Consider the following 17,575-nt stretch of genomic DNA (forward strand, 5'->3'; position numbering starts at 1 on the left):
GCCCGTCGGCCGGTTACGTTTTCGACCCCAGGTCGGACACCCAGTCCTTGGCCTTGGTGACCCAGTCCCAGGCGGCGTCCCAGAAGTTCTTCCCGTCGGCGACCCAGTCCTTGAGCGGGGTGAACTCCCACACCGCCCAGGAACCGATGACCAGGATGACGATCAGGAAGAGACAGCCCTTGAGGCATCCGAGCCCGGGGATGCGCATGGGGTTGGCACTGCGCTGCCGGGGCGGACGGGGCTCGCGCCGGGGCGCGGGCTCCGGCTCGGGGGGCGCGTACCGCTGCGGCTCCGGCGCGGGCGCGGGCTGCTGCCGACGCGGCTCGGGGCGCCGGCGTTCGGGCCGCTGGGGAGCCGGACGCTGCGGCTGGGGCCGCTGCGGCGGGTACGGCTGCTGCGCCTGCTGTCCCTGCTGGGGGTGCGGAGGCTGCTGCGGGTAACCCTGGGGGTTGGGGTACGCCTGGGGACCGGGATAGCCCTGCTGATCGGGATAGCCCTGCTGCGGGTGGTAGCCCTGCCGGCCGGGGTCACCCTGCGGCGGATACGGCTGCTGGTAGGGCTGCTGCGGCGCCTGGCGGCGCGTGGGGCGGCGGCGCAGCGGGTCCTCACTGGGATCCAGGTACTGGACCTGCGTCTGGTCGTTGCGGTCGCGGGCCGCGCGCAACTGCGTCTGCCAGGGGTGCGGGCCGTCTGCCTGCTGCGGCTCGGGGCCGACGGGCGGCATGGCGCGCGTCGGGTCCGCCCCGCCGTACCCGCCGGGACCGGTGGGCATGATCCGGGTGCCGTCGGGGGCCGCGGAACCGGCGGGCAGGACCTGCGTCGGGCCCGCGTCGGGGCCGGACGGGCCGCCGGGCGGGGTGCTGGGCAGGACGCTGGTCGCCGCGTTGGGGTCGTAGGCACCCGGGCCCTGGCCGGCCGACGGGTTCACCGTCGGGGGCAGCACCTGGGTGGGATCCGCGTCGCCGAAGCCGCCGGGTCCGCCCTGCTGTCCCGCCTGGCCGGTACCGGGCACCGGAGCCGGCTGCGGGTCCGGTGCGAGCAGGGCCGCGACGCCGAGCGCCGCCTCGGCCTGGGCGGGGGTGGCGTGCACGCCGACACCGGCGGCGACCACGCGCAGGGCGCGGGCCAGGTTCTCCGCGCTCGGCCGCTCCTCCGGGCGCTTGCGCAGGCAGCGTTCTATGACCGTCCACAGGGGTTCGGGGACGGTGGTGGGGCGGCGCGGTTCCGCGCTCAGGTGCTGGTGCAGCACCTCCAGGGCGGTCGCCCCGGCGAACGGCGGGCGGCCGGTGACCAGCTCGTACAGCAGGATGCCGGCGCCGTAGATGTCGACGGCGGAGGTCTGCGGGCGGCCCTCGGCGGACTCCGGCGCGACGTACGCCGGGGTGCCGACGAACTCGTGGGTGCGGGTGAGACCGGGCGAGTCCGCGAGGCGCGCGATGCCGAAGTCCGTGAGCATCGGGTGCATCCGGCCGTCCTCGTTCTTCAGGAGGACGTTGGCCGGCTTGAGGTCACGGTGCACGACGCCGTCGGCGTGGCTGGCCGCCAGCGCGTCGGCGATCTGGGCGGTCAGCAGGGCCGCGGCCACCGGGGTGAACGGGCCGTTCTCCCGCAGGTAGCGGTGCAGGTCCGGACCGTCGACCAGGTCCATCACCAGAGCCAGCAGATCGCCCTCGACGACGAGGTCGCGGGTGCGGACGATGTTCGGGTGGGTGAGCCGCAGCAGCACGGACCGCTCGCGCAGGAAGCGCATGACGACGTCCGCGTCGTTGGCCAGCTCCTCCTTGAGGACCTTGATGGCGACGGTCTCGCCGGGCTGACCGGCCACGGCCGCCTCGGCACCCGCCGCCTCCCGCTGGCTCGCCCGCCAGACGGTGCCCGTCGCTCCGCGTCCGAGCGGCTCTTCGAGCAGGTATTTGCTGCCTACCGGCCGCACGTCATGCGCTCCCTGGTCGTGTGCTCCGGCCCGGCGGCCCGCGGTCGTGCCGCGAGCCGGGTGCTGGGCCGCTCTCTTCTTTCCGTTTGTTCCCGGTTCTGCCGGGCTCTTCCGGGTTCGTCCGATCTGCTGGTTCCCGGCGTCGTTCCGGCCGTTCCGGTCCGTCCCGGTCGAACCCGGTTCGTTCCGGTCGGGTCCGGCCGCCCGGCTCCCGGTCTCCCGGGGCCGGCCCTCCGGCCCACTGTAGTGGGGTCCCGCGCACCGCCGTCCCGGCGAATCCGTGGGGCACGGGGGAAAGACGCACCTCGGGGACCGTTGGTTGCCATGGGCGGTGGCGGGAGTTCCGGCGGGGGTGCGGAGGGGGCGGCGCGCGAGGGCGGAGCGCGGGACGCGCCGCACGGCGCTCCGGCGGAGAGACGCTCCGGCGGGAGGTGCTGCGGCGGGGAAGGGGGCGAAGAGGGAGTGAAGGGAGGAAGGCCCGGGGCGGCGAGAGCCACGGGGGGGGGAGTGGTGAACGCCGCAGGGCCCGTAGGCCGAAAGAAGGCGGTGCCGGCCGGAGGAACGCGAAGAGAAGCAGAGAGAAGGGGAGGGAAACGGAAGGAAGTTCCCGGATGTCCGATCACTCCCCGATCACGATCGGACGTTTTCTTCGCCGTCCGTGTACGGGCCGACCAATTTTCAAGATCACGAAAGGGCCTGCGCCGGGCACGCTGTCAGTGGCAGGTGCGAGGATGCTCGCAGCACGGTGCGGTGGGGGCGGAGCCGAGGCCCCGCGCTCCGTGGTGACCTGTACGTGCCGAAGCGCCCGTGCGGCCGGTGGGGGAGACGTCCTGCCCCTGTCGGCGCACCACGGGCAGGAAGGGACAGTGGACGCCGATGCAGATCCGGCTGACCGTCCTCGGGCCGTCGCTCGGCGGCCACGCCGCGCACGCCTGCGACGTCCTGGTGACCGCCCCGGCGGGCACCGCCCTCGCCGGTGTGACGAGCGGTCTGGCCGCCGTCCTGGCCGCGGCCGGTTCCGACCTGGGTACCGGGACCGTCGCCGTCTACGCGGGCACCGAGCGGCTGGACGCGCAGCGCTGCGCGCTGGGCGAGCCCCCGCTGATCGACGGCGCGGTGCTCTCCCTCGGCGCCCCGGCCGACCCGGACCGGCACCCCGCCACGCCCCTCGCCCAACTGGCGGAGACCACCGCCCGCCTCCACGTCGTCTCCGGGCCCGACGCGGGCGGCGTACACCTGCTGCACGGCGGCGAGGTCCGCGTCGGCCGCTCCTCGACGGCCGACATCCCGGTCGACGACCCCGACGTCTCCCGGCTGCACTGCGCGGTCACCCTGGGCGACGACGGCCGGGTCACCCTCCACGACCTCGGCTCGACCAACGGCACCACCCTCGACGCGACCCCGGTCGACGAACGGCCCGTGCCGTTCCGCCCCGGGGCGCTGCTCCGCGCGGGCGAATCGACCCTGGTCCTGCACGGCCCCGACGGCGCGGACCCCCGCCCCGGCGAGCCGGCCCCCACCCCGGCGTCCACCGTCGCCCGCGCATCCGCCAAGGCACCGGAAGAAGCCGTTCCTCCCCTTCTCCTCCCCACCTCGCCCGACGGCGAGGGACACCTTCGAGTGACACCGCGAGCACACCGCCCCACCCCCGTCACCCGGACGGACGTCCCCGGCGCACGGCGCCCGGACGGACACCCGGGCGACCGCCGCCTCATGGGAGGCGGGCACCCCGGAGCCGCCACGACCGTGGCGCACCGGACGCGGGGCGCGGAGACGACGGGCGCACCCACCGAAGCACCCGCGCGCCCGCGCGGCGGGGACGCCGCAGGAGCGCACGGCGGGTCGAGCACGCCGGTCGGGTCGAGCACGCCGGTCGGGTCGAGCACGCCGGTCGGGTCCGACGGGCGTTCCGCCACGCCGGGAGCGGAGGCGCGTGGGGGCGTGCCACCGCGCCCGGAGCCGGTCGGCGGCAGGGCACGGCCCGTCGAGGCGGCCGGGTCTCCCGCGGCCGGCGGGACCGGTGAGGCCGACCGGCCGGCTACGGCTGCCGAAACCACCGAAGCCCACGGGGCCACCAGGTCCACGACCGGCACGACCGGTACGGCGTTCCCTCGGGCTCGGTCCGTCGAGACCGGGCCGGACGGCCGTCCGGGCATCGCTGCACCGTCCGGGACGACCCACGGAACCGACCCTGCTGACGGTCACGGTCCCCACGTCGACCACGGCTCCGGCCCGGCGCGGGCGTCGGGAACCGCCGCCGCACCTCGCACCACCCGTTCCGCCGATCCCGCGCCCGCCACCCGCCCCCCGGTGGACGCGCCGCGCGCCGGTCACTCCGGTGAGAGCGTGCGGGCGGCAGACGAGGGGACCTTCTCCACCGAGCAGGCGGCCCGCCCTGCCCGGTACGTGCCGGACACCGGTCCCGTCCCCGAGCCCACGGCTGCCGACCCGCAGGGCCGGCCGACCCAAGCCGCTTCCACGTCCGGCCGGGGCCGCAGCGTCACGGGCCCTCAGGAGACCGGAACGCATCCGACGCCGGACGACCACGCACCGGAAACCGGTGCGACCCGCCCCTCCGGGCAGCCGGCCCGCGCCGTCCGGGACGCGTCCGGCACCGGTCACGCCCTCGAGTCGCTCTCAGGGACCACGATCCCCAGCCTGCCCTCACAGGCCGCCCCGGCGGCCGGCCGGGACCGCTCCGCCACGGGCACCCACGCGACGGGAACGCAGGCCGCCCCGACCGGCCGCACAGCGGAAGCCGGGGCACCCCCCGCCACCGGGCAGGCGGCCCGCCTGACCCCGGACGCGTCCCTCGCCGGTCACCCCACCGAGCCGCTCTCCGAAGCCACAGCCGTCCCGGCGCCAGGCCGGCCCGCGCACACCGCCCGGGCGTACGACCGGGACCCCACCGCCACGGGCACGCGCCCGACGGATGCCCACCCGGCCCAGGCCGGGCCGCCGGCCGCGTCCGGCGCGCCGGACTCCGTACCGGCGGGTCCGGCACGCGACGGTCAAACGACGAGCACCGGCCGTACCTCCTGGGCCGTCCGTGGTGACGGCCCGGCGCCCACCGGTACCGACGCGGCCCGCCCGGACGGCGGCTCGCGAGCCGGAGCCGGCGGGGAAGGGAGGGAAGGGACGGCTGAGGCCGGACGCGTCCCTTCTGCCTGGAGCGGCCAGGCGCCGCACGGCCACGGCTCCGTGGCCGGGGAAGGCGTGCCCTCGGACACGACCTGTCCCGCACACGACGACGGGTCCGCAGCGCGCGGCCACGGAGCCGCGACCGGAACGCGGCGGGGGCCGCTGGGCGGGCATGCCAACGGCCCCCGCCAGGAGGCCCTCGGCCAGGACAGGACGCGTGACGCGCGGGGCGGCGCGGCGGCGACGACCGGAGCCGACGCGACGCCGCAGGGCTCCGACGCCTCCGCCCGGTCGGCAGGGGCCGGTGCGGTCGGACGGCGGCAGGTTCCGTCGGCGCGGGACCCTCGTGAGTTCCGGGCGGCCCACCCCGACGCGGATCGTCACACGTCCGGCGCCGCTCCCCGCGCGAGCGCCGAGGCCCGTGCCGCACACCTCGAAAGGCGGGTGGACGGGCCTGCCGCCGGCACCTCAGGTCACGGACCGACGGGCGGCACGGGCCGCCCGTCCGACGGAAACGGTGACGCACCGGGCAGGGACGCGGCCGGGCTCCGACGCGAAGTGTCGGCGCCGGCCCCGCCGCGCGGCGTCGGTGACGCCCGGGTGGCGGACACGGGCATGCCCGCTCAAAACGCGGCCCGCGTTCAAGGGGCCGGGACCAGCTCCTGTAAGCAGTGGCACGGCCAAGCCGCCGCGCACGCATCCGGTACGGGACACGCCCCTTCCGACGGCCGTCAAGAGGGCGCCGGTTCACGTACGGACAGCTCGTCCCCGACCGGGGACGGTCACGAGGTCGACACCGGACCGGGATTCGCCGGGCGGGCTCCCGGCGAACGGAGTGCGCCCCACGGCGCGTCCCGGCACACCGGCCCGGCACGAGGCGGCGACGGGACCGGCAGCCCGGCCGAGACGCGGGGCGCCCCGAGCGCTCGGCCCTCCGGCATGGTGGGCGGCCACCCGGGAGCTTCCGAAGCCTCACCGGTCATGTCCGACGACCGCGGCGCCGGCGTGTCCGGGACGACGCGTGCCGCCACGTCCCGTACCCCCGCGAGTGCCGACTCCGAGCGGAGCACGCACGCGCGCGGATTCCGCGCGGAGACGGGGGCATGCGAAGGCGGCTCCCGGGCGGAGGGCACGGAGGCGTTCGACACCGCTCGACGCGCCGCCTCGGGCACGAGCATTCCCGGACAGGCCAGGGCAGGAAGCGGCGCCGAGGCGCCGGTCCGTGCCGTGCCCGCTCCCTCCGTGCCGGACACGGCACGGAGGGCTCACGCCACAGCGGACGCCGGAACGGCACGGATCGCCACGTCCCCGAACCCCGCCCAGTACGGCGGCGGCACGGGCACGACCGGTACCGGCACCGCCCGCTTCACCACGGCGTCGGGCTCGGTCTCATCCAGCAACGCGACCACCGCGACCGGCCCGGTGGACTCGGCGGCTGACGAATCGCGCGCCACCGTCCTGCCCGGTCACCCGGGACGTGCAACGCCCCACGTTCCCCAACAGCCCCGCACCGAGCACCGGGACACCGCACCCCACACCGCGCCCGACACGGGAGCCGACCGAACGTCAGAGTCCGGGCGTCCCTCCTGGGCCACCGGCTCCGCCCGCCCGCGCGCCGCGACGGCGGCCGCCCCGGACCCCGCCGCCGACCGGACAGCAGACGCCGACCGCACCCCTCACACCGGCCACGGCCAAGCGCGAGAGGCCACGCCCTCCCGCTCCTCGGCGGCGGGCTCCTCCGGCGCCGCCCCCACCCCGGCCGGGCGGGGCAAGCAGCACCGGACCGACGCCCTCGCGGCCCAGACGCCCAGGGTCACCGCACGGATCCCCGCCGCACCCGAGGCCGACGGAAACGTCCCGGCCCCCGGACCTGGCACCCCCTACGCACCCGCGCCGACACCGGCACCGGCGACCGCCGGACTCGCCGAAGTCACCGAAGTCACCGACAAAGCCGAAGTCACCGACCAAACAACCGTGTCCACGTCCGGCAAGCGCCCCCGCAACCGCGGCATAGCGGCCTGGGCGCGCCGCCTCACCGGCGGTCGCGGCGACCGGCAACCGCAGACCGCCGACGCCGGCCCGAACGCCCCCCGGCCGTCAGCGGCCGGGGCGGCGGCCACCGGTGCCGACACCGGAGCCGGCACCGGGCGGACGGCTGCCCGCAGCACCGCCGCGACCGCCGCGAGTCTGCGCGAGCGCTGGCCGGACCCGGCCGCCGTGCTGCTCACGGCGCTCGGCCCGGGGCCACGCCTGTGGGAGCGCGGCCCGGACCACCCCGACCTGCTGACCGTCCGGCTGGGCACGGCCGACCGCTACACGTCCGCCCCCGTCGCCGGCCCCACCGCCGTCACCGACCCCGGCTCCGGCACGGCGACCGCCGTCACCGGCCGCGCCCTCCTGCCCGCCGTCCCCGTCACGGTGAGCCTGCGGCAGGCGGGTTCGCTCGGGCTCGCCGGGCCCCGGGCGCGGCTGGCCGGGCTGGCCAGGTCCGCCCTGGCCCATCTCGCGGCCCTGCACTCGCCGTCGGTGCTGGAGTACGTCCTGATCGCCGCCGACCCGGCCCGCCCCGCGGACCGGCGGCAGGCGGAATGGGCCTGGCTGGGCTGGCTCCCGCACCTCCGTCCGGCGCTCGGCCAGGACTGCCGGCTGCTGGTCGCCTACGACCGGGAGCAGGCCGCGGCACGCGCCGCCGAGCTGGTCCGCCGGCTGGACGACGGCCCCCTCGGCCCCAACTGGCCGACCGCGCCTCCGGAGGAGGTCGCGGCCGCGGCCGACCGCCACCCCGGTCCGTACACGGTGGTGATCGTGGACGGGGACCCGGGCACGTCCGCGCTCCGCGAGACCGTCGCCCGGCTGGCCGCGCGCGGCGCCGCCGCCGGTATCCACCTGATCTGTCTCGCGGAGGCACCGGCCACCACCGCGAGTTTCCCGGTCTCCGCCGCCCTGGAGACGGCCGCCGCCGGCTCCCCCGCGTTCCCGCACTGCGGCGCGGTGGCGCTGCTCGGCGGCGATGTGGCCACGGTGGTCCAGGTCATCGAACGGGACACGCCGCCCGGCGGTGCCGCCCCCGCCACGCCCCCGGCACCCGGGCGTTCGGCCGTGGCCGCCGTGGACGCCGTGTCCGGCGCCTGGGCCGAGCGGTTCGCCCGCGCCCTCGCGCCCCTGCGGGTCGCCGACGCCGACCCGTCGGGCCGTTCGGCGCGCGTCGCCGCCCTGCCCAGGACCGCGCGGCTGCTGGACGAGCTCGGCCTGGCGCGCGCCACTCCCGCCTCGCTGACCGCCCGCTGGGCCGAGGCCACCGATCCGGGCAGCCGCCCCGGAGGCCATGCCGTCGCCGTCCTCGGCGCGGGCCCGCACGGTCCGCTCGCCGTCGATCTGGCGGCCGACGGCCCGCACCTGCTGGTCGAAGGCGGCCCGGGCAGCGGCAAGACGGAGTTGCTGCGCTCGCTGGCCGCCTCGCTCGCCGCGGCGGACCGGCCCGACCGGCTCTCCCTCGTCCTGGTGGACGGCGCGGCGGCCGAGCGCGGTGAGGGCCTGCGGGTGTGCACGGAGCTGCCGCACGTCTCCACGTACCTCGCCGCCTCCGACCCGGTCCGGATGCGGGAGTTCGCGCAGGCCCTCGGGGCGGAGCTGAAGCGCCGCGCCGAGCTGCTGGGCACGCTCGACTTCACCGCCTGGCACGAACGGCACGCCCCGCCGCCACCCCAGGTGGTGAACCCGCGGCGATCCGTCGACCCGCCGTCCGGCGACCTGGACTCGCCCCCCACCGGCACGGTGCGGCTGCGCCCGGCCCGGGGCGGCGACGCCGCGGCCCGGACCGCGGAGACCGCGCTGCCGCGGCTCGTCGTCCTGGTCGACGACTACGACGCCCTGGTCGCCCCGGCCCTCGGCAGCACCGGCCGGCCGGCCGCCGGTTCCGTGGTCCGGGCCCTGGAAGCGGTCGCCCGGGACGGCGAACGGCTCGGCATCCACCTGATCGCCGCCTCCGGCCGCCCGGACCGCACCGACGGCACGGAGGCCGCCGAGCGCGCGGCCCTGCGCGCGGCGCTGGAGATCGCCCCGGCCGACGCGGGATCCCAGGGGGACAGTGGTCCGGCGCCCGGCCGGGGCCGGCTCTGCCGCCCGGACGACGAGGCCACGACGCCGTTCCAGGCGGGCCGGGTCACCGGCCGCATCCCCCGGACGGCCACGCTCCGCCCGACCGTCGTCCTCCTGGACTGGCAGCGCATGGGCGACCCGCCGACCCGACGGCCGGTGCGCGAGCTGGGCAACGGCCCGACCGACCTGGCCCTGCTCGCGAGCGCCCTGCAACGGGCCGCCCAGTCGGCGGGCGCCCAGTCGGCGCCGCCCCTGCTCTGAACCCCGCGCGTTCCCGCGCGGCGCACCCGTCCGTGCCCGCCCGTCGCCCGTCCAGGCCCGGTGCGGTGCTCCTGCGGCACCGCACCGGGCCGGGCGGGTCCCGGGCCGAGCGGCCGCGCCCGGCTGCCCGCGGCCTCGCCCGCCCGTCCCACGGGTCACGGCGGGTCACGGGGGAGGTGACCGGCCCCAGGCACCCCGGGCACCTCCACCCCCCGCCCACGCGACATCACATCCCGGTCACGATCGGTGAGTTGACACCGGAGCCGCTATTGCGGGCACCTCCGGCGCGGCGTAGGACTGTCGCACGGAAGTGCGGTCGTACGGGGGACGACGTACGGAGCGGCCGTCCGCTGCGACCGGGCACGGAAGGGACGGCAATGCGTACAACGCTCTGGAGGAGCCGCGTGGCGCGCGGCGCGCTGGCGGCCCTGGCCTCGGGCGCCCTGGCCCTGTCGGCGGCGGCCTGCGGCGGTGACGGTGACGACAAGGGCGACAAGGACGGGACGAAGCCGAACGCCACCGCGTCCGGCTCCTCGGACGTCATACCGAACACCGTCCGGCTCCCCAAGCTGAACGGGCAGAAGATCAAGGTGACCGCCGTCTGGACCGGCACCGAGCAGGCCAACTTCGCCAAGGTTCTGGACGAGTTCGCCAAGCGCACCGGTGCTTCGGTGGCGTACGTCCCCAGCGGGGACGACATGTCGGCGTTCATCGGCTCGAAGGTCGCGGGCGGCGACCCGCCGGACGTCGCCCTCCTGCAACAGCCCGGTGCGCTGCACGAGTTCGCGGAGAAGGGCTGGCTCAAGCCGCTCTCCGGCGAGGCCGCGGCGGAACTGCGCAAGAACTTCACCAAGGGCTGGGTGGACCTCGGCTCACACCAGGGCAAGCCGTACGGCGTCTACTTCAAGGCCAGCAACAAGTCGTTGGTCTGGTACAACACGAAGATCTTCGACGCCGCGGGCGCCAAGGAGCCGGGAACCTGGCCGGAGCTGATGAAGACGGCCCAGGCGATCGCCGACTACGGCGTCTCCCCTGTCTCGGTCGGCGGTGCGGACGGCTGGACGCTCACCGACTGGTTCGAGAACGTCTACCTCTCCCAGGCCGGCCCCGAGAAGTACGACCGACTGGCCGCCCACAAGATCAAGTGGACGGACCCGTCCGTCAAGGACGCCCTCACCACCCTTGCCCAACTGTTCGGCAAAAAAGAGCTGCTGGCGGGCGGCAACAACGGAGCGCTCCAGACGCAGTTCCCCACCTCCGTCACCCAGACCTTCAGCGGCGGTGAGAAGTCGAAGGCCGCCCTGGTCTACGAGGGGGACTTCGCCGCCGCCAACATCACCGCCGCCAAGGCGAAGATCGGCACGGACGCCAAGGTCTTCCCGTTCCCCAAGGTGGGCGACCGGGCCCCGGTGGTCACCGGCGGCGACGTGGGCGTGGCCCTCAAGGACGGGCCGGCGGCGCAGGCGCTGCTGACGTTCCTGGCGTCGCCGGACGCGGCGCAGATCTGGGCCCACCGGGGCGGCTTCATCTCGGGCAACAAGAACCTGGACCTCGCCGCCTATCCGGACGACACCCAGCGGACGATCGCCAAGGCGCTGGTCGAGGCCGGTGACGCGTTCCGGTTCGACATGTCGGACCAGGCTCCCGCGGCCTTCGGCGGCAAGCCCGGGCAGGGCGAGTGGAAGGCGCTCCAGGACTTCCTGCGGAACCCGACGGACGTGGCGGGCACCCAGCAACGGCTGGAGACCGACGCGGCCAAGGCCTTCAAGAACTGACGGGCCCGGTCCCATGAGCTCCGTCACGACAGGGGTCCCACCGGGCCCCGGGACCGTACCGGCACGGAAGCGGCGGGAACGCCGGACCGTCCTGGGCACCCGCCCCTGGGTGGCCGCGGTGTTCCTGCTGCCCGCGCTGGCCCTGCTGGGCGCGCTGGTCGTCTATCCGATCGGCTGGTCCGTCCACCGCAGCTTCTTCGACGCCTCGGGGGACGGCTTCGTGGGGCTGGACAACTACCACGAGGTCTTCTCCGACGACCGGATCCGCACCGCGCTGAAGAACAACGTCATCTGGGTCGTCGTCGCTCCCAGCGTCGCCACCGTCCTCGGCCTGATCTTCGCCGTACTGACCGAACGGGTGCGCTGGGGAACGGCGTTCAAGATGGTCGTCTTCATGCCGATGGCGATCTCCATGCTCGCCGCGGGCATCATCTTCCGGCTGGTGTACGAGCAGGACCCGGACCGCGGCGTCGCGAACGCCGTGTGGGTCGGCATCCACGACACCTTCTCCGACCCGGCGCCGTACCCGGGCGCGCATCCGCGTCCCAACGGCGACCTCGCCGCCTCCTCCGGAGGCGCGTTCACCTCCCGGTCGGTCCTGAAGGCGGGCACTCCCGCGGCCGTGCCGCTGGTGGCGGTGAAACCGGAGGACGCCGAGGGGGCGCGGGACGCCGCGCCCGCCCGGCCCGAGACCGGGAAGGTGACGGGCACCGTCTGGCTGGACTTCGTCCGGGGCGGCGGCGGCACGGCCGGCCGGATCGACCCGGGCGAGAAGGCCCTGTCGGGCATCACCGTGCAGGCCGTGCGGGACGGCCGGACGGTGGCCTCCGCCACGACCGCCGCCGACGGGACGTTCACGCTTCCGGAACAGGCCGACGGCGCCCGCCTGCGGCTCCCCGCCGGCAACTTCGCCGAGCGCTACCACGGCGCCGAATGGCTCGGCCCGACGCTGGTCACGCCCTCCATCATCGGCGCGTACATCTGGATGTGGGCCGGCTTCGCGATGGTGCTCATCGCGGCGGGCCTGGCGGGCGTGCCCCGGGAACTCCTGGAGGCGGCCCGGGTGGACGGCGCCAACGAGTGGCAGGTCTTCCGCCGGGTCACGGTGCCGCTGCTGGCGCCCGTGCTCGGGGTCGTCGTCATCACGCTGGTGATCAACGTCCTGAAGATCTTCGACCTCGTGTACATCATCGCCCCGGGCTCCAGCCTGCCGGACGCCAACGTGCTGGCACTCCAGCTCTTCCAGTCGTCCTTCGGCACGGCGGTCAACCAGGGTCTGGGCAGCGCCATCGCCGTGCTCCTGCTGTTGCTGGTGCTACCGGTGGTGATCGTCAACATCCGGCGCATGCGTAAGGAGCGGCGGCGATGACCACTGCGGACCCCCTCACCGGCGCACCCGCGCCCTCCGCCGGTTCCGTGCGGCCCCGGCGGTCCCTGCCCGCCCGGCTGGCCTCCCGCCTCGGCGGCGGCGTCACCCGGTTCCTCCTCGTCGCCGTCGGGCTGTTCTGGCTGATGCCGACGGTCGGACTGCTCCTCTCCTCGCTCCGGGACCGGTCCGACATCGCGGCCTCCGGCTGGTGGCAGGTCTTCCGCCACCCGGGGCAACTGACGACGTCGAGCTACGACACGCTGTTCCACAACGACAAGGTGATGCACTCGCTGCTCACCACCACCTTCATCACCGTCCCCGCGACCGTCCTGGTGATCCTCGTCGGCGCCTTCGCCGGATACGCCTTCGCCTGGCTCGACTTCCCGGGCCGGGACTGGTGGTTCATGGGCGTCGTGGCCCTCCTCGTGGTGCCCGTCCAGGTCGCCCTCATCCCGGTGGCGAAACTCTTCAACACCCTCGGCATCTTCGAGACGACCACGGGCGTGGTGCTCTTCCACACGGCGTTCGGGCTGCCGTTCGCCATCTTCCTGCTGCGCAACTTCTTCGCCGAGATCCCCCGGGAACTGCTGGAAGCCGCCCGGCTGGACGGGGCGGGCGAGTTCCGGCTGTTCTTCCGGGTGGTGCTGCCGCTGGGCGGGCCGGCCATCGCCTCCCTGGGGATCTTCCAGTTCCTGTGGGTGTGGAACGACATGCTGGTCGGGCTGATCTTCGCGGACAGCGGCAACCCCCCGATCACCGTGGCGCTCCAGCAGCAGGTCCGCCAGTTCGGGGACAACGTCGACATTCTCGCGTCGGGCGCCTTCCTCTCCATGATCGTGCCGCTGGCGGTGTTCTTCGCCTTCCAACGGCAGTTCGTCAGCGGGGTCATGGCGGGCGCGGTGAAGTAGGCGGACGGGGAGGGAAAGCCGGGACACGGGCCGGGTCCGCGGGCCAACGGGAACCGGGGCGGCGTCCAGGCCCGGCTGGCCCTGTCCGGGCCCGGGGCCTACGGGAGCCGGGGTGCGGCGGCAGACGGGATGTGCCAGCCGTCGGGGTGCGTCGGGACCGGCCGGAGCCAGGGCCGGCGGGCGGCCGGGAGAGACCGGCCGCTCCCCCGGATCACGCTCTTGCCGTGGCTACGGCCCCGGCCCCCTCTGCGGCCCCCGTCCCGGCCCCGGTCCGCAGGTGTACCGCGAGACGGAGCCTCCGCGCACGAACACCGTCGACTCGGGCCGCTCTCGGCACAGTTCCGCCAGCGCCCGCGCCTTGGCGGCTTCCGCCCGTTGCGCCCGGAACCACCGGCCTCCGACCGTGGTCGTGTCCGACACCACCCACACCGGCCGGTCCGCCGGCAGCCCGGCCAGCCTGCGACGCAGCTCCGCCGCGCCGACCTCCTCCCCGTAGAGCGTGCCGGAGGCGGCGGGCGAACGCTTCAGGGTGAGGTCCCGCAGGCCGGCGAACTCCTCCGGATAGAAAAGGGCTATCCGCCGTTCGTGGTGCGGCAGGAACAGCACCGCGTCCCCCGGCCGCGCGAGCCGTCCCAACGCCCGCGCCACGCCCGCCGGTTCGTCGCCACGGCTGCCCGGCAGCCGTTCGCGCTGCTGCTGGGGCAGTTGCCACAGGAACCCCGCCAGCACCACGGCCGCCCCGGCCGCCGCCACCACCCGCCGCCGTCCGGGCAGCGCCCCCAGCGCCCGTTCCAGCCCCGCGGCGGCCGGCAGCGGGACGCCCGCCAGGCTGAACAGCAGGTACCGGTCGAGGAACAGGGGCGTGCTCTGGGACGCGACGTAGAGAAGGACGGGCGGGACGAGCGCCAGCGGGAGCGCCACGGCGTTCAGCGGGAGCCGCCGGGCCCCGGGCGGACCGGTGCGCGGCAGGGGCGCCACCAGGGCGAGCGCGACCAGCGCCAGCGTCACCCCGGCGACGAGACCGGAGGGTCCCGCGAAGGCGAGCACGAGCCCCTTCACCTCCGCGTACCCGGGCGTACGGATCCAGGAGACCTGCCCGCTCTGTCGCCGGGACAGGAGGGCAAGCGGCGCCAGCGTCCCGCAGGCGGCGAGGGCCGCGCACAGCCAGCCGCGCCAGGTCCGCCCGGGGACCCGGGAGGCGAGCAGGGTCAGCCCATGCGCCGCGAGCAGCAGGATCGCGAACTCGTGCAGCAAGGCCGTGCCGGCGACGACCACGCCGTAGCCGGCCCAGCGTGCCACGGTCCCCTGTTCGGCCGCCCGGACCAGCAGCCAGGTGGCCCACGCCGCCCCCGCCGCGACCAGCGCGTACGAACGCGCCTCCTGGGCGTAATGGCCGACGAACGGGGTGGCCGCGTACGCGAGTCCGGCCCACAGCCCGACCCGTGGCCTGGCCAGGCGGCACCCGATCGCGGCGACGAGCGCCGCCGTCGCCGCCGCCGCGGCGACGGAGGGCAGCCGCAGCATCACCTCGTCGTCGCGCACGGCCACGACGGCGTGCATCAGCAGGTAGTACAGGCCGTGCACGAGGTCGATGTCGTGAAGCAGCCGGAGGATCTCCGGCAGCGACCGGCGGGCGACCTGGAGGGTCGCCCCCTCGTCGCGCCACACGGACCCCCGGTCCAGCCCCCACAGGCCGAGGACGAGCATCACCCCGGCCGGCAGCAGCACGGCCGCCGTGGCGGCAGGTGAACGGCCCGCAAGGCCCACCACGCCCGCGAACCCCGCGCGACCCGCGCGACTCGTGAAGGCCGCGCGCTCCACCCATCCGGCCCGGACTTTCCCTCCCGGCCGCCCCCGAGTCCGTCCTGGTGGCGAACCGTCCCCGCCACCCCACACCCCGGGCACCGGCCCGGCCGCCACGCCCGTGCCGCCGTCCGCCTCTCCGTCCCCCCTTCCACCACGCCGCGCCCTTCCGCCACGTGCCCCTCTGCCGACCACCGGACCGTCCCCGGCGCCCGATCGCCCGTCGGCCGTGCCGCCGGACGTGCCCCGCCCGGTCAGTACCGCGCGCAGTGGCCCCCGCCCCATCTCCGCCCCCTTCCGTCCCCGTCGGCCGGCCCGTCGCGGGCCCCGGCCGGCGCTCCCCCTACGGCTCCGGCTTCCGGCACACCAGAGTGCAGAATCACCGGATTCATCCCTCTTAACCGATAAAAATGTCTTTCGTGACAGTGAACGAGAGCGGAACCCCTGCCCTGCCACACGCTCCCGGCACCCTGCCCACCGGCCTCGTCAGCGTCGTCGTCATCGGTTACGACGACGCCGCCCACATCGCCACCGCCGTCCGGTCGGCCCTCGCGCAGGGCCCCGCCGTCGCCGAGGTCATCGCCGTCGACGACGCCTCCACGGACGGCACCGGCGCCATCCTCGACCGGCTGGCCGCCCGCCACCCCCGGCTCCGGGTCATCCACCGCACCGTCAACAGCGGAGGCTGCGGCACGCCGCGCAACGACGGCGTCCGGGCCGCGGGGGCGCCCTACGTGATGTTCCTCGACAGCGACGACGTCCTCCCGGCCGGCGCCGTCGCGACGCTCCTGGCCGCCGCCCTGCGCCACGAGGCCCCCGTCGCCGCGGGACTGTGCGTGCGCCGGGAACTCCCCCAGCGCCTCGACACCCGCTGGCAGCCCGGCCTCTACCGCACCGCCGCCCTGCACCACTCCCCCGAACAGCACCCCGCGCTCCTCCACGACACCCTCTGCGTCAACAAGCTCTACGACCGCCGCTTCCTCAGCGCACACGGCGTGACGTTCCCCGAAGGGGCCTATCCCTACGAGGACTTCGTCTTCAGCGCGCGCCTCCTCGCCGCCGCCCCCCGCATCGCGACCGTCCCCGACACCGTCTACGTCTGGCACGTGCGGCGCGACGCCCGCCGGCCGTCGATTTCCCTTGACCGGGACCGGATCGGCAACTGGCACGCCCGGCTGCGCGCCCACCGGCGCGGAGTGGAGATCTACCGGGCGGCCGGCCGCGACCCGCTCGCGCACGCCGCCCGGGTGAAGTTCCTCGACCACGACCTGCGCATGTACGTCCGGGAGCTGCCCGCCCGCAGCGACGGCTACCGGCACGCCTGGTGGCGCGCCACGCGCGAGTGCCTGACCGGTTATGCCGAGGCGGAGCTGGCCGCGGCCCGCGCCCCCGCCCGGTGGATCGCCCGGGTCGTACTGGCCGCCGCGGACCCCCGCGACCTGGACCGCCTCGCCCAGCTCGCCGCCCGCCCCGCCCGGCTGCTGCCGCCCTACGCCCGGGCCGGCGCCGGTCCCGTCTGGGCGGACGATCTGCCCGCGGCCACCCTCGACGGCCTCGTCGGCCCCGGCGCCACCCCGGCCCACCGGCTGCCGGTGACCGTCGACGCCACACTCCGCCTGCTCCCCGGCCCGCCCCGGGCCGAACTCCGGCTCCGCGTCCACGAACTCTACGGACGGCTCGCCGCGGCCCGCCCGCACACCGTGGACGTCGAACTCCTGCCGCGCGGCGGCGGCACGGCCCTCGAAGCCCAGGCCTCCCTGACCGCGGACGGCACCGGCTGGACCGCCCGGCTGCTGATCGGTCTCCCCCCGTCGGCCCCAGGGCACGGCCACCGGCCGCGCACCTGGGACCTGCGCGTCCGGCTGCACTGCGCGCGCGGCGGCGTCATCCGCACCGCCGTCCGCGCGGCGGGCGGCACCCTGGGCCGCCGCGCCCTGCCGAGCGCCCGCCACGGGCTGCTGCTGGTGCGCCCGTACGCGACGGCGAACGGCTCCCTCGCCCTGCGGATCGCCGCCGGCCCGCGCTGTGCACTGCTCATCGCCGCCCGTCGGCTGCGCCGCCGCTGACCCCCACGCCCGCACCCTCCTGAACGACCGGAAACGCCCCACCACACCCCACCCGGGCCCCGCCCCCACCAGGCTCGCCCTCCGCCACCGCCGGGCACCCGCCGAACGCCCAGGCCTCCCCCTCCGACCCCACCGGGAGCCACCCGGGCACCCGGCCGTCGTCCTCCGCCACCGCCAGGCCCCGCTCCGGTCCCTCGCCACTGCACTCCTCCGACGCCACC

The 17,575-nt window shown here is 76.1% G+C and carries 7 protein-coding genes; 5 read left to right on the forward strand and 2 right to left on the reverse strand.

Annotated elements, in window-relative coordinates; genetic code table 11:
- Positions 1–13: 13 nt before the first annotated feature.
- Positions 14–1,933, reverse strand: coding sequence for a serine/threonine-protein kinase (locus tag ACZ6X9_RS16170; protein WP_469778598.1), 1,920 nt, complete (start codon positions 1,931–1,933; stop codon positions 14–16).
- Positions 1,934–2,809: 876 nt separating this feature from the next.
- On the opposite strand from ACZ6X9_RS16170, the gene ACZ6X9_RS16175 reads away from it, so the two are divergent.
- The 4 genes from ACZ6X9_RS16175 to ACZ6X9_RS16190 all read left to right on the forward strand — a co-directional run bounded on the left by ACZ6X9_RS16175 (position 2,810) and on the right by ACZ6X9_RS16190 (position 13,485).
- Positions 2,810–9,433 carry an FtsK/SpoIIIE domain-containing protein gene (locus ACZ6X9_RS16175; RefSeq protein WP_469778599.1) on the forward strand — a complete coding sequence of 2,208 codons (6,624 nt, stop codon included), beginning with the start codon at positions 2,810–2,812 and terminating at the stop codon, positions 9,431–9,433.
- 377 nt (positions 9,434–9,810) lie between these two features.
- Positions 9,811–11,208 (forward strand): ABC transporter substrate-binding protein, encoded by a 1,398-nt coding sequence (locus tag ACZ6X9_RS16180; protein WP_469778600.1) that lies wholly within the window; start codon positions 9,811–9,813, stop codon positions 11,206–11,208.
- A gap of 13 nt (positions 11,209–11,221) precedes the next feature.
- A complete protein-coding gene (locus ACZ6X9_RS16185) occupies positions 11,222–12,577 on the forward strand; it encodes a carbohydrate ABC transporter permease (RefSeq protein WP_469778601.1) in 1,356 nt (451 codons plus the stop codon).
- On the forward strand, positions 12,574–13,485 hold the full coding sequence (locus ACZ6X9_RS16190; RefSeq protein ID WP_469778602.1) for a carbohydrate ABC transporter permease: 912 nt from the start codon (positions 12,574–12,576) through the stop codon (positions 13,483–13,485). The genes ACZ6X9_RS16185 and ACZ6X9_RS16190 overlap by 4 nt, the downstream gene beginning before the upstream one ends.
- Positions 13,486–13,713: 228 nt before the next feature.
- Here ACZ6X9_RS16190 and ACZ6X9_RS16195 read toward each other — a convergent pair whose 3' ends face one another.
- Positions 13,714–15,255, reverse strand: coding sequence for a glycosyltransferase family 39 protein (locus ACZ6X9_RS16195; protein WP_469778603.1), 1,542 nt, complete (start codon positions 15,253–15,255; stop codon positions 13,714–13,716).
- Between the two features lie 458 nt (positions 15,256–15,713).
- Here ACZ6X9_RS16195 and ACZ6X9_RS16200 point away from each other — a divergent pair, with 458 nt between their 5' ends.
- A complete protein-coding gene (locus ACZ6X9_RS16200; RefSeq protein ID WP_469778671.1) occupies positions 15,714–17,354 on the forward strand; it encodes a glycosyltransferase family 2 protein in 1,641 nt (546 codons plus the stop codon).
- Positions 17,355–17,575: the final 221 nt, after the last annotated feature.

This window comes from Streptomyces sp. NPDC052910, from assembly GCF_055585605.1.

What these genes read in the sequence shown, in the direction of transcription:
- ACZ6X9_RS16190 (WP_469778602.1), top strand. Translation starts at nt 12,574, where the DNA reads ATGACCACTGCGGACCCCCTCACCGGCGCACCCGCGCCCTCCGCCGGT.
- ACZ6X9_RS16180 (WP_469778600.1), top strand. Translation starts at nt 9,811, where the DNA reads ATGCGTACAACGCTCTGGAGGAGCCGCGTGGCGCGCGGCGCGCTGGCG.
- ACZ6X9_RS16175 (WP_469778599.1), top strand. Translation starts at nt 2,810, where the DNA reads ATGCAGATCCGGCTGACCGTCCTCGGGCCGTCGCTCGGCGGCCACGCC.
- ACZ6X9_RS16185 (WP_469778601.1), top strand. Translation starts at nt 11,222, where the DNA reads ATGAGCTCCGTCACGACAGGGGTCCCACCGGGCCCCGGGACCGTACCG.